The sequence below is a fragment of the Sulfitobacter rhodophyticola genome (assembly GCF_041281685.2).
Lineage (GTDB): Bacteria > Pseudomonadota > Alphaproteobacteria > Rhodobacterales > Rhodobacteraceae > Sulfitobacter.
On sequence record NZ_CP166251.2, the window covers coordinates 396,403 to 416,917 of the forward strand.

Sequence of the window (20,515 nt, forward strand, 5' to 3'; positions counted from 1 at the left end):
CCGTCTAACCCGCAATGATCGCCGCGGCCGCATCCAACGCACCGGGACCATGTTCAATGTCCAGCGCGCGCAGTCCCGTCTCAATGCCCCCCAGCATCCCCATTACCATCTGACCGTTGATATGCCCCATGTGCCCGAGCCGGAAAAACCCGTGCCATGCCGGATCGTCCGGCGGTGCCATGCCAAGACCGATGCCCAGCGTCAGGCCGAGCTTCTGTTCGGTCCAATCGCGCAACTGAGTGGCCTGAGGGGGTTCGAGCCGCAGGGCCGTCACGGCCGTGCTGCGATGGGCGCGATCGCTGACATTCAGGGCAAGACTGCCTTCCATGCTCCACGCCTCGCAAGCGGCCCATATGGCGCGGGCGAGTTGCGCGTGTCGGGCCCAGACTTTTTCGATCCCTTCCCTGTGGATCATGTCCAGAGCAGTGCGCAGACCATAAAGGTGATGCGTGGGTGCGGTGCCGCCGAAATACTCAAAGAACAGGTCCGGGAACGCGCGCGGGGTCCAGTCCCAATACCGGCTGACCCGCGGCATGGCCCCCCGCACCGCGTGGGCGCGGTCGTTGAAAAACACGAACCCCACGCCGGGTGGCACCATCAGGCCCTTCTGGCAGCCTGTGACCATCACATCGACGCCCCATGCGTCCATTTCGAACCGGTCGCAACCCAGCGACGCGATGCAATCCGCCATCAGCAACGCGGGATGGCCCAGATCATCCAGGACGGCGCGCAGACCGGGAATGTCGTTCAGGATGGAAGATGACGTATCCACATGCACTGCCAGCACGGCCTTGATCCGGTGATCTTTATCTGCACGCAGGGCATCGGCGATCCGCGCCATGTCCATCGGCGCTTCGAGGCCGAAGTCGATCAATTCGACCTCTGCCCCGATGGCCGTCGCCATTTCGCCCCAGCCGACCCCAAAACGCCCCGTTGCGGGCACCAGAACCCGATCACCGGTGGCAATCACATTGGCAAGCGCCGCTTCCCATGCGGCGTGTCCATTGCCGATATAGATCGCGACATGCTGATCCGTCCGTGCAACACGCTTCAGATCCGCAACCAGCGACGGCATCATATCGACCACCTCACCGGCATAGATGTTGGGTGCGGCACGGTGCATGGACTGAAGCACGGCGTCAGGCATGACCGACGGGCCGGGAATGGCCAGATAATGCCGACCGGGCGCCGACAGGGGAGGTTGCGACATGAAGAAACTCTCGTTTGACTTTGCGCGAAGGTATCTCAGCGGCACCCGGCGTCAACCGCCCCTGCGCTTGCCCTGCCCCCAAGGCTTGCGTAAACCACGCTAATCCCTTTGCCTTCAGGAGGCTGGCCCGGACATGAACGACCAAACCTATACCTCCGGGCAGCTGCTGCGATGGCTCTGGCGCGATTACCTCCGGAAACATGTCGGTTTGATGAGCGTTGCGGTGGTCTTCATGATCATCGAGGGCAGCACGCTGGGCGCGCTGGCCCGCCTGATGGAGCCGATGTTCGACCGGGTGTTCGTGGCAGGCCAGCAGGATGCCCTGATCTGGGTCGGGCTGGTACTGATCGGGATTTTCGTGCTGCGCGCCATCGCGGGTGTGGCACAAAAGGTGCTGTTGACGCGGGTGGCGCAGGCCACGGCCGCGGACATGCGCCTTGATCTGCTGGACCGGATGATGAAGCAGGATGGCGCCTTTCACCAAACCCATCCACCGGGGTTTCTGATCCAACGGGTGCAAAGTGATGTGAACGCCGTGGGCGATGTATGGCGCGCCGTAATCACCGGGGCGGGCCGCGATTTCATTGGCTTGCTGGTGCTGCTTGGGGTTGCGATCTCAATTGATCCCATTTGGGCGCTGCTGGCCTGTGTGGGCATCCCCGTAATGGTCCTGCCCGCTGCCGCCGCGCAACGTTTCGTGCGCCGTCGGTCGCGGGAGGCGCGCGATCTGGGGGCCGATCTGGCGACGCGGCTGGACGAGGTGTTTCACGGGCTGGTGCAGATCAAGCTGAACGCTCTTGAGGACTATCAGGCGCGCCAGTACCGTGATCTTACCGGCAAATTCATCAAGACGGAGGTCCGCGCCGCCTTTGGCAACTCCGCGATACCCGGTTTGATCGACATCATCTCCGGTCTGGGGTTCATGGCCGTGATCCTCTATGGCGGCTCGCAGATCATATCGGGTGAAAAGACCATCGGCCAGTTCATGACGTTCTTCACGGCCATGGGTTTTGCCTTCAGCCCGTTGCGGCGTCTGGGTGGGATCAGTGGCTTGTGGCAGATCGCGGCAGCTGCACTGGAACGGATCAAGGAACTGATGGATGCGCCGCTGCTCCTCAGAAATCCGCCCAACCCCATCGCCCTGCCGGACAAGGACCCCGACATCGCGCTGGACGGTGTCGACCTTTTCTATGGCGACACCAAGGTGCTGGATCAGTTGTCGTTGACAGCGGCCGCCGGGCAGACGACTGCACTGGTTGGGGCATCAGGCGCGGGCAAATCGACAATCTTCAACCTGCTGACCCGATTGATAGACCCCCGGTCCGGGACAGTGCGCATCGGAGGGGCAGCGACGACAGATATGGCCATCGCGGATTTGCGCAGCCTGTTTTCCGTCGTGACACAGGAGGCATTGCTGTTCGATGAGACCCTGCGCGAAAACATCGTGCTGGGGCGAAAGAACATCTCCGAGGCGCGTTTGAAAGAAGTACTCGACGCGGCGCATGTCAGTGATTTCCTGCCCAACCTCGAAGCAGGACTGGACACACGGGTCGGTCCACGTGGATCGGCGCTTTCCGGCGGGCAGCGACAGCGGGTGGTGATCGCGCGCGCGCTTTTGCGCGACACGCCCATCCTGCTGCTGGACGAGGCAACCAGCGCACTGGACGCGCAATCGGAGCAATTGGTCCAGGCCGCCATCGACAAGCTGTCCGAAGGACGCACGACAATCGTCATTGCACACCGGCTCGCCACCATCCGCAGTGCCGACAAGATCATTGTGATGGATCAGGGCAAGGTCGTGGACGAAGGCACGCATGATGAACTGCTGTCGCGCGGTGGGATCTATGCGGACCTGTATCGGCTGCAGTTCCAGGACGGCAAGGCCGTAACAGACACCCGGCGGCTGGATGCCCGCAAGGCTGGCATGCGCAAGGACGCGGATCGTGCACCCAGCCTCTTTGCACGGATCAGTGAGCGGTTGTTCGGCTAGCCCATCCCGTCATTGACGATAGCGGTGCGCAAGGCGTTCAACATCCTGTCCCGCAAAATAGCGGAGCAGCGTCAGAAGGTTCCGCCCGCCCCGCCGGAGCCACCCCTGATGACGGTATTTCGCGGCTGAGGTCGTCGCGACCATATCGAGGCGGGTCAGGTTCCCTTTCAACGCAAGGGACAGTGCGACGTCCTCCATCAACGGCTGGTCGGGATAGCCGCCGACCCGGTCATACAGCTTGCGCGAAATCAGCAGCCCCTGATCCCCGTAAGGCAGCCCGAAACGGCTGCGCAGATTGGCCCAGCGGGCCACGATGGATGCGGCCAGCCCGCCCCCGTCAAAGGTAAGGCGCGCCCACCCGGCCGTATCACGCTGATCCAGATGCGCTGCCACTGTCTGTGCCCAGCCCGGCGACAGCACGGTATCAGCATGCAGGACAAGCAACCACGCCCCCTGTGCAGTCGCGCAGCCCCGGCGCAGCTGCCCGCCGCGGGACGGCGCGCCCTGCAACACCTCTGCCCCCCAGGCCTGCGCAATGGCCCCTGTCGCATCCGTTGATCCGCCATCACTGATGATCAGTTCCCGGATCAGACCCGCCTCGATCCCTTCCATCAGCGCAGTCAGGCAGTCCGGTAACTGCTCTGCCGCGTTCAGCGTGGGAATGACGATGGAAATCGGCGCGCGCATGCTTACCCCTTTTGGATGCCGGTTGCAGACTATATGTCATCCCTGAACTGCAAAGGACAGAAGATGACCAACCGCCGCATCCTGCGCCTGACAGGCGCTGACACCCGCGCATTCCTGCAGGGGCTGATCACCAACGACATCGACAAGATCGACCACGGGCCGGTCTATGCCGCGCTTTTGACGCCGCAGGGCAAGTTTATCGCGGACTTCTTTGTCAGCGCGCAGGACGACGCGGTTCTGATTGATGTGGCGGAGACGTTGGGTGACATGTTGGTTCAGCGCCTGAGCATGTACAAGCTGCGCGCCGATGTCACCATTTCGCCCGCAGACCTTCACTTGCATCGCGGCACCGGGGAAGCACCGGACAATGGATATGTCGACCCGCGCAACGCCGCCATGGGATGGCGCGCCTTTGCCCCCACGCCGCAGGCGAAGGATCACACGGACTGGGACGCCCTGCGCGTCGAACACATGATCCCCGAAACCGGTGTCGAGCTGACACCGGACAGCTTCATCCTTGAAATGGGTTTCGAGCGGCTGAACGGCGTCGATTTTCGCAAAGGCTGCTATGTCGGACAGGAAGTGACCGCGCGGATGAAGCACAAGACATCGCTGCGCAAGGGATTGGCGCGTGTGCTTGTGGAAGGCGCGGTGCCCAAGGGGACCGAACTGACGGCAGATGGCAAACCGGCGGGGGCTGTTTTTACTCAAGCCCACGACAAAGGGCTGGCATATCTCCGGTTTGATCGCGCAACGGGCCCGATGCAGGCGGGCGAAATTGCGGTGCGACGGGACGAAACCGCCCCCGAGTAGAGGCGAAAACCACCCGAATCGCGCCGGGGATCAGCCGACACACACCCATGACGCCACGTCATGAGGGTCCGGGGCACGGCTATTGTCAGGCGCGTTCGACGTATTCCATCGTTTCGGTGTTGACCACAATGTCTTCGTCCTGCCCCACAAACGGCGGCACGGAAACCTTCACGCCATTATCGAGGATGGCCGGTTTGAAGGAATTCGCGGCGGTCTGGCCTTTGACCACGGGCTCCGTCTCGACCACCTTGCAGGTGACCTTTTGCGGCAGTGATGCGTTCAGCGCCTCGTCCTCGTGATACTCCACGACGATCATCATACCGTCTTGCAGGAAGGGGCGGCGTTCGCCCAAAAGCTCTGCTGAAAGCTGAACCTGATCATATGTGTCGGTATCCATCAAAACCAGCATCCCACTGTCTTCATACAAGAATTGCTGATCCTTCTGCTCAAGCCGGACCCGTTCCACCTTGTCGGCGGACCGGAACCTTTCGTTCAGCTTGGAACCATTGCGCAGGTTGCGCAACTCCACCTGAGCAAACGCGCCGCCTTTGCCGGGCTTCACGTGATCCACCTTGACCGCCGCCCAAAGGCCGCCGTTATGCTCAAGCACATTGCCCGGGCGAATTTCATTTCCGTTAATCTTTGGCATGCCTGAAAACCCCGTCAAAAGGTTGATGTGTCGTTAACCCGGTCTATATCCACCGGTATGACGGCATGCAAGCAAGGGTCCGCCTATGCTGCACCTGCAACAAGATATGCACGAGGCGCATGGGAGACATGCGATATAGTGGTATCCGAATCGAACCAGATGCGGCATAAGGGACGTCACGCCGAAATGACAAGAGCAAGAATAACTGAAAGGACGACGAGATGAGAGATTTCGTTGATGGCACCGCTTTTAATAACGAGCAGGGCAACCGTGCCCGGAAGCTTTTTGCTGCTGTGGTGCTTGCGGCTCTCGATGATGCGATCGCCGATGATAAGAAATATGGAAACGGCCCCGAGCAGATTGCCCGTTGGGCGCGGTCGCGCGACGGCCGCGAAGTGCTGAGTTGCGCAGGTATTGACCCAAACGAACGCGTTGTGTCGGGCCTGATGGAATTTGTCGGCAAGGGTGTGCGCACCTCTGTCGCGCTATCGCGCGAAGAATCAGAGCGCCGCAATGCGGCACTTCAGGCCGAAGCCGCCTGATCACACCGCATATCTTCAGAGTTTTAAAGCGCAGCCTCCGGGCTGCGCTTTTTTATTTGAGGTATGCCGTAACTAACTGTCTTGAAACACAAACAACCATGTTCGCGCGACATTGATCTCGACAATCAGCAAGACGGCAACAAGGACCGAAAGGACGACGCCGGGGCGACGGCGCCACAACAGGATCGCGGCCATGACACAGGCGAAAGCCTCCACCGGGGCGATTAAGTTTGCCCCCTGATGGCGATCCCAGTAGCTGACCGGGCTTTCAAACACCCAGCCGGAGAGCGGCCAGAAATGAGGGCGCCCATCATCGTGGTGCAGCGGGAAATCCAGCGCCAGATGCAACAGCGCCGCCCCTGTCAGCGCAACGGCCCATCCGCGCCGAAACCATATCGCCGCCGCAAACAGGACACCCCAGATGATAAATGAATTGTCGATGGCAAAGATTTGCTGCCACGCTTGGGAGAAATAGAGTTCGTTGAAGACGACCTCTGCGGGGATATCATAGATCACAAGCGCCGCGCCCGACAGCAGATACAGGGACAGATCCGGCAGAAGCGCACCGATCAACGCCGCCCAGACAAGATGCTGCGGCGCAGCATCGTCCGCGCCGCGCCGGACATGCAATACCGCTGCCGCCCCGATCAACAGATGCGCTGGTGTGTTCATCGCTTGCCTCTTTCCCCCGTGTGGGATTTACGCCAATTTGCCCAAGAACCACCAGAGCCATCACATGACAAAAGCCATCATGATACAAGGCACCGGCAGCAATGTCGGCAAGTCGATGATTGTTGCTGGTCTGATCCGGGCGGCGACGCGGCGTGGGGTGGTCACCCGCCCGTTCAAGCCGCAGAACATGTCGAACAACGCCGCCGTGACCGAAGATGGCGGAGAGATTGGCCGCGCACAGGCACTGCAGGCGCGCGCCGCCGGCGTCCCCCCTCACACAGATATGAACCCGATCCTGTTGAAGCCACAATCCGCAACAGGCGCTCAAATAATCGTTCAGGGCCAGATCGCCGGTCATCAGGAAGCCGCGGCCTTCGGCAAGAACAAGGCCACTCTGATGCCTGCGGTCATGCAATCCTTTCAACGTCTTGCCGGCACGTGTGATCTGATCATCGTTGAAGGCGCAGGCAGCCCGGCAGAGACGAATTTGCGGGCTGGCGACATCGCGAACATGGGTTTCGCGACCGCAGCGGGCGTGCCCGTGGTGCTGATGGGCGACATCGACCGGGGCGGTGTGATTGCCCAGATCGTCGGCACGCAAGCCGTTCTGGATGCCGCTGACCGGGCCACGATCAGAGGTTTCGCCGTCAACAAGTTTCGCGGGGATCGCAGCCTTTTCGATGCAGGTCGCGACGACATTGTCGCGCGCACGGGCTGGCCATCGCTGGGGGTGATCCCGTGGTTCGATCAGGCGCATCGATTGCCCGCCGAAGACGTGATGGACCTGGTCCCGCGCGCGCGCTCTGGCGGGACAGGCTGTGTCATCGCGGTGCCGCGACTTCCACGTATATCAAATTTCGACGATCTCGATCCACTAGCTGCCGAACCCGGCATCGATCTGCGCCTGATCGAGCCCGGACACCCCCTCCCCGGCAATGCCGATTTGGTGTTGATGGTGGGAAGCAAGGCAACCATTTCCGATCTGGAGGCATTCCGGGCTGAAGGGTGGGATACTGACCTACAGGCCCATGTACGGCGTGGGGGGCGGGTATTGGGCCTGTGCGGTGGATATCAGATGCTGGGCCGCAGCATTGCGGATCCACACGGCATTGAAGGTAGCCCATGCACGGTTGCGGGACTGGGCCATCTCGATGTGGAAACTGTCATGGCGCCGATCAAGCATCTATCCCTCAAGGAAGGGGTGCACCCGGCCAGCGGTACGCGTCTGAACGGCTATGAAATCCACATCGGAGAGACGACCGGCCCGGATTGCGCCCGCAGCTGGTTGTCTTTCAATGGTCAACCCGAAGGTGCCAGCAGCGCAAATGGGCAGATCGCCGGTTGCTACCTGCACGGCATATTCGCGGCGGATGCTTTCAGGCAAGCCTATCTCGCGGAACTCGGGGTTTCTTCAAAACACGGGTACGAAGCGGGCGTTGATGCAGCGCTCGACGCGCTTGCCGACCATGTGGAGCGGTACATGAACGTCGATCTGCTTCTGTCGCTGGCACGGAAGGTGCGAAACGCCTAGGCGCCGCCCCTACTCAAGCTCCTGCGCGGTCAAGGCCCTGTGGATCTCACGCCGCACCAGTTTGCGCACGTTGCGCGTGATCCGCTCTCCCAACGCGCCCTGCAACTCGGCGCGGACAATTTCGCTGACCAGATCCCGCAGTGCGTCTTCATCAATCAATTGGCTATCGTCAGTATACTCAAGCCCGCCGCCTGTTTCCGTCTCGGCAGTTGCTTCCGTCTCAACAGCCGTTGAAGGCACAGCTGCTGTTTCCGTCTCAGGCTCCTGCACCGCAGCCTGTTCTTGCTGTGATGCTTCTTCTTCCTGCGCGGCAAGGGCCTGCTGTTCGTGTTCTTCTGCCGCGCGATTGTTTGCTGCCAGTCGTGCAGCGGCGGCAGCACGCGCCGCGGCGATGGCGCGGTCCTTTGCTTCCTGATCGTCCGCAGCGGCAGCGCGCGCGCGTTTCTCTTGATCTGCCGCATCCGATGGCTTTTCAACCGGCGACTGTTCGTCTTTCGCTGCTGAAGCCGCGGCAGCGATCACCTTCGCTGCACCGATCGTGGGAACATCGGACTGCGTTTCCTGCAGATTAGATTGTTTCGTTTCTGCGCGCAGCGGAACACCTGTTGCATCCCGCGATACATCATCTTCCCATGCCATAGCCGGTTGCGAGGTGCCGGAATAGTCATCCGTGTCAGGGGTATCCGGCTCCCACGTGTCGGCAATGTTTCCAATTGCCGTTTCGAGGGCCGCAATCTTGGCGCTGAGCGTTGCGGCCTTGTTGGCCGCCGCCAGTCCCGCCTGGCGATCGGCGTCTGGTGCATCCGCACTCTGAACCGGGGCCGCCTCGGGTTCTGCCCTGGAGGGTTCCATGTCTGTATTCATTTGCTCGGACGCCATTTCGCGCCGACGGTTCTTCAGAACACCAAAATCGAACATATCGTGGTCATCCGAAGTGGCATCAGCTTCCCTTGCGGCGTCCTGTGACAGGTCCGTCAGCTCTTCGGTTTCATCGGCCGCGTCGGCTGTCAGGTCATCGGCAGGATCAGCGTCGCGTTCATCGACGCCCGCCTCTTCCTCATCGAATGACGGACTGTCTTCATCGACACCCTCTTCGTCCCCGACGAAATCATAGGGATCGTCGCTGTAGTCGTCGGCGTGTTCTTCCTGTTTGGCGTCGGTTGCCGAAGGCGGTGTCGACGTCTCCTCATCCGGATCGATCTCGTCCGTGCCAAGATCCTCAATGCCCTCAAACAGCGCTTCTTCGCCACCCGATCCTTCGGGGTTCTCCGTATGGCCTTGATCACTGCTGTCCGGCTCCATCTCGTCAGAGCTGTCGGCAAGTTTCCGTGCCGCCGCTTCCATGGCACCCTGATCAGACCCGCTCTGTCGTGCGAAAGATGCGGTGTCTGTCTCTGGCAGGTCGGGTTCATCTTCCACCCGCAATGCCGGGGTCAGGACAAGCCTGTCCGCGCTCTGCCTCGGCTGTTCGGCTTGTTTAGGTCGCTTTTCCTCGGAAACAAGGCGGCGGATCGAAGACAGAACATCTTCAACCTCGGCATTTGTGACGGGTTCAGACATAAGATATTACCACTCTTTCCTCAGCCCTTATGGTAACGATCTTGGCGATTCCCGCAACGGAACCGACAAGAACGTCAGTCTTTTTGCAACGCGCGCAGGACGCGGTCGAGCTTTTTGCCCTGCTCCGACTTCTTAGCAGGTCCATCCTTAACCAAATTATAATAGGCGGCCGGATCATACAGCTGCACAGGCAAACGCAAATCCTTGGCCGTCAGGCGCCCTGTAGAGGCCAGAACCGTGTAGGCCGCCACATAAAGGTTGGCGCGTGCAGTCACCTGATTTGTTTCCGCATCCAGCAAGGATTGTTCGGCATCCAGAACATCGAGGGTTGTACGTGCACCCAGTGTCGCCTCTTCGCGCACACCCTGGAAGGCGATTCGCGCCGCACGGATCTGGCCTTCGGACGCTTCCAGTTGGGCCCGGGCAGACAGAAGCGTCGCGTAGGCATCACCGACAGCCTGCTGCAAATCATGCTTGACGACGTGCAATTCGGCCCGCTGCGCGTCCCGCTGGGCCATGTTGGCCCGGATACCGGAGGACAACCGCCCCCCCTGATAGATCGTCTGGTTCGCTATGACACCCACGCTTGCAGTATTGCCGCGCGCAGCGGAGTTGAGATCACGTGAAACACGCGCAACACCCTGAAGGGATATCCGCGGGTTGAGGTCCGCCGTGCTCGCGTTGACCAGCAGATCAGCCGCCTTGGTACGGAATTGCGCGGCCAGAATCCGCGGATGCTGCCGTACTGCAAGCGCCTTGGCCGTACGGACATCAGATCCGACATTGGGCAGCCGTGGCGGCTGGCGAAGGTTTCCGGGCGTGCGGCCCACAGCGTTGCGATATTCCTCGATCGCACGCAACAGATCGCCCTCGGCACCGGCCAGACCACTGCGGGCCTGGGCAAGCTGCGCTTCGGCAAGGGCGACGTCAGTCCGCGTGACCTCGCCCACTTCGAAACGATCCTTCGCTGCGCGCAATTCCTGCGTCAAAAGACGCAGGTTGTTCTGGCGCAATGCCACGAATTCAGACGCTTCAAGCACGCCAAAAAAGGCACCGACGGCTGCCAGCATCACTTGCTGTTCAACGTTACGCAGCACTTCGCGGGTGGCCAGCACGGTCTCCTTGGCCGCTTCCACACGGAATTTGCTGGCCCCAAAATCATACAGAAGCAATTCAGCCGTCAGGTTTGCGCCGACGGTGAGGTCATCGTTTTCGCTCCGAAACGCTGCGTTGTTTGAAAAACGCGAACTGCCGAAGTTCTGGGTGACTTCAGCGGACCAGCTCAATACCGGTTTCAAGACTGATACTGCTGCCGCCACATCTTCGTCTGCCGCCCGCAACAATGCGCGGTTCTGCTCGATCAGACCGGAGTGATTGTAGGCACCGACCAGCGCATCCGCGAGCGTTTCCGCCTTCGCCTGCACGGTCACCACGTTTGCTGCAAGGACGACGCAAAAAGCGCGCCCAAATGACATCACACGGCTCCTGGCCATCATCGCTAAAACTCCTGTCCTGTGAATTCTCTGCCTGACCGGGCGTGTTTCCGCCCTTGTTATCCCTTACAGGCTAAACACAGAATCCGCTTCAAATCCACGTATTACAGGCGCTGAGGCATTAAATACCATGCGCCAACTGACAATTCCGTCACGCTTGTGGCCTAAACGCACCTCTCCAAGCGCGCCTTCCATGAACAAACAGGCGATGCGTCCGCCGTCCTTGAGCTGGTCAGTCAGCGCCTGCGGTACGTTCTGAACGCCGCCTTCCACGATGATCACGTCGTATGGGCCATGTTTCGGCGCGCCTTCGGTCAAAGGGCCATGATGGACCAGCGCATTGTCCGCACCGACCGCCAAAAGCGCTTCCTGTGCTTCATGCGCCATGGTTTCATCTTCCTCGACCGCGACCACGGCTTCGGCCATATGCGCGATCACGGCGGTCGAATAACCCATCGAACACCCCAGATCGAGCACAAGTTCACCATTCCCAATCGCCAGCGCATCCAGCATCTTTGCCAGCGTGCGCGGCTCAAGCATGACGCGGCCCTGCCCCAAATCGAGGTTTTCGCCCATATACGCCGCTTCCCGCTGCGCGGATGGGACAAAGTTCTCCCGTGGGACGGTTAACATGGCGTCAATGATCGGAAATTTGGTCACATCGGATGGACGAACCTGCGTATCCACCATCATCGTGCGTCGGCTAGCGAAATCGCGCATCAGCTTCTCTCGTGGGGTCAATTGCGTTGCCGCAGATGTGCCATATCGCGCCGCCTGCGGCAACTGCTCCCGCGCGATTTGAGCAAGATCGTACCTTGCAGCACCTGCACCGATCCGCTAGCACTGGCCAAACCACGGCGGCGAGTTGGCGGAGTGGTTACGCAGCGGATTGCAAATCCGTGTACACCGGTTCGATTCCGGTACTCGCCTCCATTTAAAATCAAGCGCTTAACGGAAAGACTGGCTGCCGGCGCGACCTTTCGCAGTTTGATCACGGCCAGATCCAACAACGCCTGTCAGAATACACAATTGAAGTTTGGCGGCAGTCGGGACGCGGACCGGCATTGTCGCTAGTTTTGACAGGCCAAAGCGGACGATCTCTCCCGCATGCAGTTATGGCAGCGCGTGCGCGGCTTGGCGATTTGCGCCTGTCAGAATGTGATCGCGGATCCGAAAATCCGCCAGGCATCAAAGCGGGGCGTACCGAACAGCAATATCGTAGTACCCATGATTGGCGAGGGCGAGCCCTGCGACCGGGAACCCGTCATTGATAAGATCGTTGACCACCGGCATCACACCGTATGGCATGACTTCGGCGACCGACCACGGCACATAATCATTGAATATCAACATGCCCCCCGGCCTGATTTTCAGCCGAGCAACGTCGGTATCTCTCTTTACGCCGGCATACCTGTGATCTCCGTCAACATATATCCAGTCAAGGCTCTGATCTGGCAACTTGCCAAGCAGGGTTGAGGAGTCACCGACATGCATCGTCGTCCTGGCGTCATCAAGAATATCTTTCTGCACCAGGTCTGCGGTCAAATCGAAGAGATCAAGGCTGGTCGGTTGAATGTGGTCCAGCAAAAAACGAGAAAACGTACCATGCTGGACACCGACCTCTGCGCCGGCACCACCTTTGACAAGGTCTCGCATCAGATCGAACCTGTCAGAGTAAAGGCGTACAGATGTCAGGGCATCGGATCGTAGTTTCTTCGGAACGCCGTCTTTCAGAAAAACGGGCGGCTTTTGAGCAAGCTTCCGGTACACCCGGACCTCCTGCTGCACCACTTTCAGGGCATTGATGACACGCTGTTGCTGGGCGGCGACTTCATCGCTGTTGTTGACCAAATCACTCATCCCTTGCCGACAGCACTGCTTGAGCGCACCAAAGCGAGCCTAGGCGCAAGGCCGCGTGACCACAATGCCTTTGAAAAGCTTCGATAGGCCCCCACTGCCAGTGCGCATTTCGTGGAACACATTGCGATCCGGCCATTCGCACTGACAGCACGAGGGTCCTTGACCGGGGTGAAGTCATGAAAAGTTGTGTGCCGGGGTTTTCGGAATGCTTGCCCACGGCACTGACAAGCCGGTCCTGCACGAGGGACGCGCACGCAAGAAGGTGGCGCGGAAAAGACACCTGAGGACGTTTGAGCGGACACCCACCTCATTCCCGCTGCAGCCAATCAGGCCTATTTGACACCGGGGGATGCGACGCGGTGGGCGAGCAGCAGAGCGTTGAGTTCGGCACGTGACGTCTGGATCGTCTTTCCGCTGGTATCGAGTTGATAGGTCGCCTGGGAATAGTGTATCTCACGCGCTTTGAGGATCTGGCGCAATTGTTCCATCGCTTGTGGATTCCCTGCCATCGGACGCAAGTCACCCTGCGCACGTACCCGGTCCATGTATTCGGCAGGCTGCGCCCTGATCCAGACAGAATTGAAATACCTCAGAACCGTGTCAAACGTTTGTTTCGATGCGACAATTCCGCCTGCAACGGCAAGCACGAGCCGATCGTGCTCCGCCACGATCTGGGCCAGGGTCTCCGCTTCGATCTGGCGATACCCATCGTCGCCGTAAAGCGCGATGATCTCACCCACCGGGATCCCGATGCGGGCTTCGATCCGGGTATTGAGTTCCACGAAAGGCATGCCAAGATCCGTCGCCAGAAGCGCACCCAAAGTCGATTTTCCCGCCCCCCGCAACCCGATCAGGCAGATGCGCTGTGCCTTTGACTTGCGCTCGTGGGCGGGATCAAGAACCTCAAGAACCCGCGCACGCGTCGCGGCATCCGCCTTTTGATACAGCAAGGAAACGTGCGCCACCTCAGCGTTTTCGGGATCGCTCTCGGTCAGCAGGGCTTCAATCGGCAACTCAAGCGCGATGGCAATCTGCTGAAGCAGACCGATCGAAATATTGCCTTCCCCCCCTTCCAACTGTGCAAGATAGCGCGTTGATACACCTGATCTTTCCGACAACTCCCGACGGGAGAACCCCGCACCGATGCGTGCCGCGCGGACGTGTGATCCGACCAGCTCGATCAGTGCTTTCACCTGCGCCTGAGTCACGTCGCCTGAATTCCTGTCCGTCTTTGTCAGCATCTTCCGGCCTCCGACGATGGAAGGTTGCGCAGAACAATCTGGTTGATCTCATCCGGAGGAGGCTGTTTGCGAAACTGATCGGCCACGATGAAGACACTGACGGTCCGGGATGAAAAACACAGTTTTCCATCCTGTTCTCCATCTACCCGAAACGCGATGGATGTCTTGCCCAGATGAACAGGCCAGACGTGACACTCCAGAACATGGCGGGGGGTCACGGGATACATGAAGTCCATCTCAAGACGCACGAACGGTGTGCCGACATTGCGGTCAACCTCCATCTGGTACCAACCATCACCGTCCAGCTTGGCCTCCCACCAGGCGTTGATGGCAGTAAGCGCGAACCTTGGCAGCTGCCCGGTGTAGGCGATGCGCGCTGGATCACAGTCCCCCCAAGCGACCCGGATCGAATGCTGATGGGCATTGGATGGCCGCTGTTCCAACTCAATACGTCTCCACGTGAAAACGCCCTTCTTCGCGCATGACATCACGCAGGGCCTGCCATTGCTCACCAACGGATTCCGCGATGTTGGTGAAGGCAAGCTCAACCCCGTCCTCCATCTCCTTCATGCCGCAAATGTAGATGTGAGTCTTGGGGTCCTGCAACATCTCGGCGACAAGATCCTCTTCGACGCGCATCCTGTCTTGTACATATTCCTTGTCCTGTCCGGGCATCCGGCTGAACACCAGATGCTTTTGCAGCAAGCTGGACGGCACTTTGTTCAAGGGCCCGAAATAGGGAAGGCTGTCCGGTGCACGCGCGCCAAAGAACATGACCATGCCCCCGGACTTCTTGCCGACGGTTCTTTGCCGCGCCATCGTGAACGCGCGCATCGGTGCAGACCCTGTGCCCGTGCAAATCATCAAAAGCCTTGCTTCGGGATCGGATGGCAACAGGAATGTTGCCCCGAACGGGCCTGTGACATGCACCTTGTCACCCTTCTTGAGGTCACAAATGTAATTGGAACACACGCCCTTGTCTTCACGCTTCACCGTCAGGGAGACATTGTAATAGCCCGGACGTTCCCCGTCACGCGGGCTGGAAACGGAATAGAGCCGGGGCAGATGCGGCTTGCCATCCGCGTCTGTTCCGGGCGCGATGATCCCAACGGATTGCCCTTCGAGAACGGGAAACGGCTTGCCCTGAAATTCAAGAATGACATGGCGCGTATCAACGGCTGACGCTTCGGTGGTGATGCGGTAATTGCCCTGCACGACCGCTTCGATCGGATGGCCAAGGTTATAAAGGTTGATCGTCGGTTTCGCGGATGTGGCGGGTGGGGTCGCCTTGCCCCCTGCCCCTTTGTGGGCTTCGGCAAGCAACGCCGTTACAGGGTCGATGTCATCCGTCTGCTCGCCGCCCTTTTCACCCGCTTCTGACGCGACACTCTCGCCCTGCTCCGGCAGTTCGTCCCAGCGGTATTGATCGTCCAGCGCATAGGCATCGTCCTTGCTGGCCACCACGCGCCATTCATCAATCGATCCGGTGGGGCAGACCGGAATGCAGTCCATGCAGAAATTGCACTTGGAGGCATCGACAACGACGTTGTTGTCATCATGTTCGATTGCCTCTTCTGGACACGTCATTTCACAGGTGTAGCACCGGATGCAGATCTCCGGGTCGATCAGGTGCTGTTTGAACGGTACGGTCACGGATGTGGCTCCCTGAAGTGTGCCGGACGGGTGAGGATGTTGCTGCCGCAGCGGCGCTCTTACGCCATGTGCAGTTTCACGTATTCAAACTCGCCCGGCTTGTTGTCGATGCCCACTTTCGGCGGGGCGATCCACGACGCGTATTTGCCCGGTTCATAACACGGCACCATGAGGGACTGGATGAAATCACCGTCCGCCTTGGTGGGAAGCCAATCACCAGATCGCTTTTCCCAATCTGCGTCCGAGATGATCTTGCCGCCCGGATCCGTCTTGACCGCGGCAAAAACACCAATTTGACGGTGGAAGGCTTCATCCGGCAGCGCCAGTTCATATTCGATGCCCGCCTTGGAAATGATCTTGTTCCAGCGGCCAATGCCGCCTGATGCATCACGGATATAATCGTCCCGCAGGCGCATGTTGATCGCTGTCAGGGCGGGAACCTCCTGCGCGACGATCTTGTCGCCCACCACACTGCGCACGATATAGGTATCGTTCTGCAACTGATGATCATCATCGATCCGGTGTTCCATGTACCGCCCCTTGACGCCCTGGTTGAAGGCGTTTGCCGCGTTGGTCGATACCTCCTGACCAAACAGATCAAGTGACAGTGAATAATGCAGGTTCAGCTTTTTCTGGATCGTCGGCAGATCAATCACGCCAAGATCGCGGATCTTGCCGACGTCGTAGGGGTCCGTGATCCCTGCCTCGGTCATCGCCTCTACCGTCGCTTGGATCGTACGACCGACGCCTGTTTCACCCACGAACATGTGGTGGGCTTCTTCGGTCAGCATGAAGCGGCACGTGCGGCTCAAGGGATCAAATCCGGACTGGGCCAGGCTTTCCAGCTGCATCTTTCCGTCCCGGTCGGTGAAATAGGTGAACATGAAGAACGACAGCCAGTCGGGCGTTTCTTCGTTGAACGCCCCAAGCATCCGAGGCGCCTCTTCCGAGCCGGAGCACCGGACCAGCAGGTCGTCCGCTTCCTCGCGGCCATCCTTGCCGAAATACTTCTGCAACAGATAGACCATCGCCCAAAGGTGGCGGCCTTCTTCGACGTTGACCTGAAACAGGTTGCGCATGTCGTAAAGGGACGGCGCGGTCAGGCCAAGGAACCGTTGCTGCTCAACGGAACCGGGTTCCGTATCGCCCTGGATCACGATCAACCGCTTCAGCATGTTGCGGTATTCCCCAGGCACCTCTTGCCACGCAGGCTCGCCCTTGTGCTCGCCCATGGGGATCACACGATCCTCGACCTGAGGGGCCAGCAAGACACCCCAGCGATAATCCGGCATCTCGACATAGTCGAACTTCGCCCAACCCTTCGGGTCAACCGAAACGGCCGTGCGCAGATACACCATGGATTCCTGAAAACTCTGCGGGATCAGCTTGTTCCACCAGTCAAGGTAGCCCGGATGCCATTTCTCCAGCGCCTTGAGAACCTTGCGGTCGCTGCTGAGGCCCACGTTATTTGGGATTTTCGTGTCATAGCTTACATCAAGCGGTGCTGACATATCGTTCTCCTGAGAATATCCACGCGCCTTAGACGCGCTCCATGTTGTAATCCCCGCGCACACCCGTGCCGTAGCGCTGCAGTGCGCCATCCTTGCCGACTGCGTTGGGACGGTTGAAAATCCAGTTCTGCCATGCCGTCAGGCGGCCAAAGATCCGGGTTTCCATTGTTTCGGGACCCGCAAACCGCAGGTTCGCTTCCATGCCGGTCATCGCGTCAGGCGAAAAGGCGACACGTTCTTCGATAAAGATGCGCACCTCGTCCTCCCAATCGATGTCATCAAGGATCATGGTGACAAGGCCCGCCGCGTTGGCGGCTTCCGCGTCAAGCGGTGTCCCGATTGATGCCTTGAGGGTTTCGACATGCTCAGGCTCAGCGAGGAACCTTGTCTGCAAACGGCTGATCCCGTTGCCCATCGGCAAGCGACCGAAGTTCGTGCTTGTCAGGGTGATCGCCGCCATCGGGCGATTGTCCCCTTCAAATTCATCCTCCATCATATACGTGCGGTCGACAGCAAACAGCAGCTCCGCCAGAACGCCGACAAAGCACGATCCATGCTCGACGAATGCCGCAAGCGAACGCGATGTGACGTCGACCCGCTTGAGCGTGCGCTTCCAGTATTCCAGCGTCTCATTCGCAAGCCAGTGATCGCCATTGTCGGTCAAAAGCGCCTCGTGGCGGGCAAATTTCTCTGGATCGCCCACGGTCTTGAATATCCATAGACCAAGTTCATTTTCATTGGCGCGCAGATGCAGGATTATGTCTTCAAGCTCCCGCGCGAGCTTCAAGAGATACGCCTGATCGCCCTGCGCCTGGAACGCTGCCATGTCGGCGGGTGCGTCTTCGGTAGGACCTTTCAAGGTGATGGTTGCCGTGCGACCGGCACGGTCCAGTTCAACTTCGATCAGGTCATAGATCACGGCCCGATCGGAAATGTTACGGTTCAGCGGGCCGAGGCTTATTCCCTTGGCCACATCCGGTTTTTTCGACTTGGCGGCAAATTCCAGCGCACGTTCCGTGACAACATCATCGAATTTGGAATTCGCAATCACCTCGTCAACCAGACTCCACTCCAACGCGCGCTTGCCTTTGACACCCTCTTCGATGGAACAGAACACATCAGCCAGATCGCGACGCACCTTGCGCTTGTCCGTCACCCGGGTGAGCCCCCCAGTGCCCGGAAGAACGGCCAACAATGGCACTTCGGGCAGGCCCACGGCGGAGATTGAATCATCGGTCAGCATGATGTGATTGCAGGCCAACGCCAGTTCATACCCCCCGCCCGCACAGGCCCCGCGAATGGCAGCGATATAATTCTGCCCGGAATCCTCAGCTGCCGCTTCATAGGAATTGCGGGTCTCGTTGGTGAACTTGCAGAAGTTCACCTTGTGACTGTGCGCTGCGCCACCAAGCATACGGATATTTGCACCTGAGCAGAACACCTTGTCCTTGCCCGATTTCATTACGACAACTTTAACTTCAGGATGCTCAAACCGCATCCGCTGAACGATGTCGTTCAGTTCGATATCGACACCAAGATCATAGGAATTCAGCTTCAGATCATAGCCATCGAACAGCCCGCCCTTTTCGTCCACATCCATGATGAGATGCGCCACCGGGCCGTCGTACACCACCTTCCAATGGCGATATCTGGATGGGTCGGTCTGAAAGTCGATCATCTTGGACATGGCGTCCCCCAACAACGCGTGATGTCGCTGATTGTAAGTTTCGTCAGACAGTAAGTAAACGCGAAGATGCACAATAAAGCACTATTTAAATCTATCAGAAACAATCTATTGAAGAAATATTAGGATCAAATATCCAAATTATGCATTATAATGCTAGACCAACTTGATCTCGCATTACGTCTATCAGGTCATAGATTTCGCGCGTATCGACGCCCATAACAGTCCCTTGATCTATCCCGGAAAGAAGCCCGCGCGAGATGCCCTCAAGACGCGCTGCTGCCTTTGGGCGATCCATCTCCAGCTTCAGGAAGCCGTTCGCGATCTGGATCAAAGCCCGTACGAATTGCCGCTCCGGGCTTGGGTCTGGCAATACCATCCAGACAGGTTCAAAAAGCTCATGCGCTTCCCAGTAGTATCCTGCACCAAGATAACGCAGTCCCAGCCGAAAAGCGCGGCATTCCCCCAGTTGTTTCGGCGTCAGACCTGCGCGCGCCGTCTGCCTTACCTCATCGAACGCGTCTTCGGGATGGCGCGCTGTCTTGCCGGGCACGTAAGCATGGGTCGGCCAAGGGTTTGCGGCCCCCATCAGGCGCCGATAAGCCCGGCCGCCTCGATTTGCAAAAGCCGGTCGCAGTACTCCTTGATGGCGTCCGTGACGGCATCGGGTTGATCCAGGAACGGGGCATGACGGCAATCATCAAGGATCAGCGTATCAACGGGCGCATAGGCGCGTGTCTCCATTTCACGGATCTGGGCAAGCGTGCCGAACTGATCGTCCCGCCCCTGGATTGCCAGTGTCGGAATGCGCCAGTGATCAATCACATCCGCGACGTTCCAATCCCGGAATGCCGGGTCCAGCCATCTGTCATTCCAGCCCCGAAAGGTATTGGCAGGGTCGACGTGGTATTTCGCCAATCGCTGCGGCAGATCGCCGGTTTCATACGCCACCTTGGTTCTGGCAATTTCAGCAAGGCCCATGTCTTCCGTGAAGAAATGCGGCGCCATCAGGATTAGCGCGCGCACCCGGTAGTCCGGCACGCTGCCGGCATAGATTGCCGCGATCGTGGCCCCGTCACTGTGGCCGACAAGCACCCCCCTCTGAAACCCGATGGCGTCCAGCACGTCGCCCAGAACCCCTGTCGCTTCGCGGGTCATGTAATCCAGCGGGCGCGGCAGGTCGGCGACGTCAGACCTGCCGTATCCAGCGCGTGAATAAACGAACACGCCCAACCCCGTGGCCGCTGCCAGCGCTTTGGGGAAGTCCCGCCAAAGTGCGACGCATCCCTGCCCTTCATGCAGCAACACCAAAGTCGGCGCGTCTGCGGGGGGCGGCCCGTGGCACGCATATTCAAGGGTCTTGCCCCCGGCAATCAGCGTTCCATCCGCAACCCATGGGGAAGTCATCGTGATCCCTTC

General features: G+C 59.3%; 19 protein-coding genes and 1 tRNA gene. 5 read left to right on the forward strand and 15 right to left on the reverse strand.

The window, feature by feature from the left end; all coding sequences use genetic code 11:
• Positions 1-4: 4 nt before the first annotated feature.
• A complete protein-coding gene (locus tag AB4X18_RS02920; protein WP_370402197.1) occupies positions 5-1,210 on the reverse strand; it encodes a pyridoxal-phosphate-dependent aminotransferase family protein in 1,206 nt (401 codons plus the stop codon).
• Between the two features lie 133 nt (positions 1,211-1,343).
• Between AB4X18_RS02920 and AB4X18_RS02925 the strand changes: the two genes are divergently transcribed.
• Positions 1,344-3,200 carry an ABC transporter ATP-binding protein gene (locus tag AB4X18_RS02925; protein WP_370402198.1) on the forward strand — a complete coding sequence of 619 codons (1,857 nt, stop codon included), beginning with the start codon at positions 1,344-1,346 and terminating at the stop codon, positions 3,198-3,200.
• A gap of 9 nt (positions 3,201-3,209) precedes the next feature.
• Here the strand turns inward: AB4X18_RS02925 and AB4X18_RS02930 are convergent, their stop codons facing one another.
• Positions 3,210-3,887: a TIGR04283 family arsenosugar biosynthesis glycosyltransferase gene (locus tag AB4X18_RS02930; RefSeq protein WP_370402199.1), complete on the reverse strand. Its 678-nt coding sequence runs from the start codon at positions 3,885-3,887 to the stop codon at positions 3,210-3,212.
• A 63-nt stretch (positions 3,888-3,950) separates the two neighbouring features.
• On the opposite strand from AB4X18_RS02930, the gene AB4X18_RS02935 reads away from it, so the two are divergent.
• Complete coding sequence (locus tag AB4X18_RS02935; RefSeq protein WP_370402200.1) at positions 3,951-4,700, forward strand: YgfZ/GcvT domain-containing protein; 750 nt, start codon at positions 3,951-3,953, stop codon at positions 4,698-4,700.
• Positions 4,701-4,785: 85 nt separating this feature from the next.
• Here AB4X18_RS02935 and efp read toward each other — a convergent pair whose 3' ends face one another.
• Positions 4,786-5,349, reverse strand: a complete 564-nt coding sequence (gene efp / locus AB4X18_RS02940) for an elongation factor P (RefSeq protein ID WP_370402201.1) — start codon at positions 5,347-5,349, stop codon at positions 4,786-4,788.
• 221 nt (positions 5,350-5,570) lie between these two features.
• On the opposite strand from efp, the gene AB4X18_RS02945 reads away from it, so the two are divergent.
• A complete protein-coding gene (locus AB4X18_RS02945) occupies positions 5,571-5,891 on the forward strand; it encodes a DUF6280 family protein (protein ID WP_370402202.1) in 321 nt (106 codons plus the stop codon).
• A gap of 72 nt (positions 5,892-5,963) precedes the next feature.
• Here the strand turns inward: AB4X18_RS02945 and AB4X18_RS02950 are convergent, their stop codons facing one another.
• Complete coding sequence (locus AB4X18_RS02950; RefSeq protein ID WP_370402203.1) at positions 5,964-6,563, reverse strand: cobalamin biosynthesis protein CobQ; 600 nt, start codon at positions 6,561-6,563, stop codon at positions 5,964-5,966.
• Between the two features lie 64 nt (positions 6,564-6,627).
• On the opposite strand from AB4X18_RS02950, the gene AB4X18_RS02955 reads away from it, so the two are divergent.
• Entirely contained in the window at positions 6,628-8,094 is a 1,467-nt protein-coding gene (locus AB4X18_RS02955) for a cobyric acid synthase (RefSeq protein WP_370402204.1), read from the forward strand.
• Positions 8,095-8,103: 9 nt separating this feature from the next.
• Here AB4X18_RS02955 and AB4X18_RS02960 read toward each other — a convergent pair whose 3' ends face one another.
• From AB4X18_RS02960 to AB4X18_RS02970, 3 genes are all read right to left on the reverse strand, one after another.
• Positions 8,104-9,654 (reverse strand): hypothetical protein, encoded by a 1,551-nt coding sequence (locus AB4X18_RS02960; RefSeq protein WP_370402205.1) that lies wholly within the window; start codon positions 9,652-9,654, stop codon positions 8,104-8,106.
• Positions 9,655-9,728: 74 nt separating this feature from the next.
• Positions 9,729-11,129 carry a TolC family outer membrane protein gene (locus tag AB4X18_RS02965; RefSeq protein ID WP_432817072.1) on the reverse strand — a complete coding sequence of 467 codons (1,401 nt, stop codon included), beginning with the start codon at positions 11,127-11,129 and terminating at the stop codon, positions 9,729-9,731.
• Positions 11,130-11,213: 84 nt separating this feature from the next.
• Positions 11,214-11,867 (reverse strand): protein-L-isoaspartate O-methyltransferase family protein, encoded by a 654-nt coding sequence (locus AB4X18_RS02970; protein WP_370402206.1) that lies wholly within the window; start codon positions 11,865-11,867, stop codon positions 11,214-11,216.
• A gap of 139 nt (positions 11,868-12,006) precedes the next feature.
• On the opposite strand from AB4X18_RS02970, the gene AB4X18_RS02975 reads away from it, so the two are divergent.
• Positions 12,007-12,080 (forward strand) — tRNA-Cys (locus AB4X18_RS02975).
• Between the two features lie 255 nt (positions 12,081-12,335).
• On the opposite strand, the gene AB4X18_RS02980 is transcribed toward AB4X18_RS02975, so the two are convergent.
• The 8 genes from AB4X18_RS02980 to AB4X18_RS03015 form a co-directional block, all read right to left on the reverse strand.
• Positions 12,336-13,007 (reverse strand): class I SAM-dependent methyltransferase, encoded by a 672-nt coding sequence (locus tag AB4X18_RS02980; RefSeq protein ID WP_432817073.1) that lies wholly within the window; start codon positions 13,005-13,007, stop codon positions 12,336-12,338.
• Between the two features lie 332 nt (positions 13,008-13,339).
• Positions 13,340-14,248 (reverse strand): helix-turn-helix transcriptional regulator, encoded by a 909-nt coding sequence (locus AB4X18_RS02985; RefSeq protein ID WP_432817074.1) that lies wholly within the window; start codon positions 14,246-14,248, stop codon positions 13,340-13,342.
• A complete protein-coding gene (locus tag AB4X18_RS02990; RefSeq protein WP_432817075.1) occupies positions 14,242-14,691 on the reverse strand; it encodes an acyl-CoA thioesterase in 450 nt (149 codons plus the stop codon). Before AB4X18_RS02990 ends, AB4X18_RS02985 begins: the two co-directional genes overlap by 7 nt.
• A gap of 1 nt (position 14,692) precedes the next feature.
• Complete coding sequence (gene boxA, locus AB4X18_RS02995) at positions 14,693-15,901, reverse strand: benzoyl-CoA 2,3-epoxidase subunit BoxA (protein WP_370402212.1); 1,209 nt, start codon at positions 15,899-15,901, stop codon at positions 14,693-14,695.
• 59 nt (positions 15,902-15,960) lie between these two features.
• Complete coding sequence (gene boxB, locus AB4X18_RS03000; RefSeq protein ID WP_432817076.1) at positions 15,961-17,412, reverse strand: benzoyl-CoA 2,3-epoxidase subunit BoxB; 1,452 nt, start codon at positions 17,410-17,412, stop codon at positions 15,961-15,963.
• 28 nt (positions 17,413-17,440) lie between these two features.
• Complete coding sequence (gene boxC, locus AB4X18_RS03005) at positions 17,441-19,099, reverse strand: 2,3-epoxybenzoyl-CoA dihydrolase (protein WP_370402213.1); 1,659 nt, start codon at positions 19,097-19,099, stop codon at positions 17,441-17,443.
• Between the two features lie 145 nt (positions 19,100-19,244).
• Positions 19,245-19,685: a DUF309 domain-containing protein gene (locus AB4X18_RS03010; RefSeq protein WP_432817077.1), complete on the reverse strand. Its 441-nt coding sequence runs from the start codon at positions 19,683-19,685 to the stop codon at positions 19,245-19,247.
• Positions 19,685-20,503, reverse strand: coding sequence for an alpha/beta fold hydrolase (locus AB4X18_RS03015; RefSeq protein WP_432817078.1), 819 nt, complete (start codon positions 20,501-20,503; stop codon positions 19,685-19,687). The genes AB4X18_RS03010 and AB4X18_RS03015 overlap by 1 nt, the downstream gene beginning before the upstream one ends.
• Positions 20,504-20,515 lie beyond the last annotated feature (12 nt).

What these genes read in the sequence shown, in the direction of transcription:
- boxB (WP_432817076.1), bottom strand. Translation starts at nt 17,412, where the DNA reads ATGTCAGCACCGCTTGATGTAAGCTATGACACGAAAATCCCAAATAAC.
- AB4X18_RS02925 (WP_370402198.1), top strand. Translation starts at nt 1,344, where the DNA reads ATGAACGACCAAACCTATACCTCCGGGCAGCTGCTGCGATGGCTCTGG.
- AB4X18_RS02920 (WP_370402197.1), bottom strand. Translation starts at nt 1,210, where the DNA reads ATGTCGCAACCTCCCCTGTCGGCGCCCGGTCGGCATTATCTGGCCATT.
- AB4X18_RS02945 (WP_370402202.1), top strand. Translation starts at nt 5,571, where the DNA reads ATGAGAGATTTCGTTGATGGCACCGCTTTTAATAACGAGCAGGGCAAC.
- boxC (WP_370402213.1), bottom strand. Translation starts at nt 19,099, where the DNA reads ATGTCCAAGATGATCGACTTTCAGACCGACCCATCCAGATATCGCCAT.
- AB4X18_RS02950 (WP_370402203.1), bottom strand. Translation starts at nt 6,563, where the DNA reads ATGAACACACCAGCGCATCTGTTGATCGGGGCGGCAGCGGTATTGCAT.
- AB4X18_RS02930 (WP_370402199.1), bottom strand. Translation starts at nt 3,887, where the DNA reads ATGCGCGCGCCGATTTCCATCGTCATTCCCACGCTGAACGCGGCAGAG.
- AB4X18_RS03015 (WP_432817078.1), bottom strand. Translation starts at nt 20,503, where the DNA reads ATGACTTCCCCATGGGTTGCGGATGGAACGCTGATTGCCGGGGGCAAG.
- AB4X18_RS02955 (WP_370402204.1), top strand. Translation starts at nt 6,628, where the DNA reads ATGACAAAAGCCATCATGATACAAGGCACCGGCAGCAATGTCGGCAAG.
- AB4X18_RS02980 (WP_432817073.1), bottom strand. Translation starts at nt 13,007, where the DNA reads ATGAGTGATTTGGTCAACAACAGCGATGAAGTCGCCGCCCAGCAACAG.
- AB4X18_RS02935 (WP_370402200.1), top strand. Translation starts at nt 3,951, where the DNA reads ATGACCAACCGCCGCATCCTGCGCCTGACAGGCGCTGACACCCGCGCA.
- efp (WP_370402201.1), bottom strand. Translation starts at nt 5,349, where the DNA reads ATGCCAAAGATTAACGGAAATGAAATTCGCCCGGGCAATGTGCTTGAG.
- AB4X18_RS02965 (WP_432817072.1), bottom strand. Translation starts at nt 11,129, where the DNA reads ATGTCATTTGGGCGCGCTTTTTGCGTCGTCCTTGCAGCAAACGTGGTG.
- AB4X18_RS02985 (WP_432817074.1), bottom strand. Translation starts at nt 14,248, where the DNA reads ATGCTGACAAAGACGGACAGGAATTCAGGCGACGTGACTCAGGCGCAG.
- AB4X18_RS03010 (WP_432817077.1), bottom strand. Translation starts at nt 19,685, where the DNA reads ATGGGGGCCGCAAACCCTTGGCCGACCCATGCTTACGTGCCCGGCAAG.
- AB4X18_RS02970 (WP_370402206.1), bottom strand. Translation starts at nt 11,867, where the DNA reads ATGCGCGATTTCGCTAGCCGACGCACGATGATGGTGGATACGCAGGTT.
- AB4X18_RS02960 (WP_370402205.1), bottom strand. Translation starts at nt 9,654, where the DNA reads ATGTCTGAACCCGTCACAAATGCCGAGGTTGAAGATGTTCTGTCTTCG.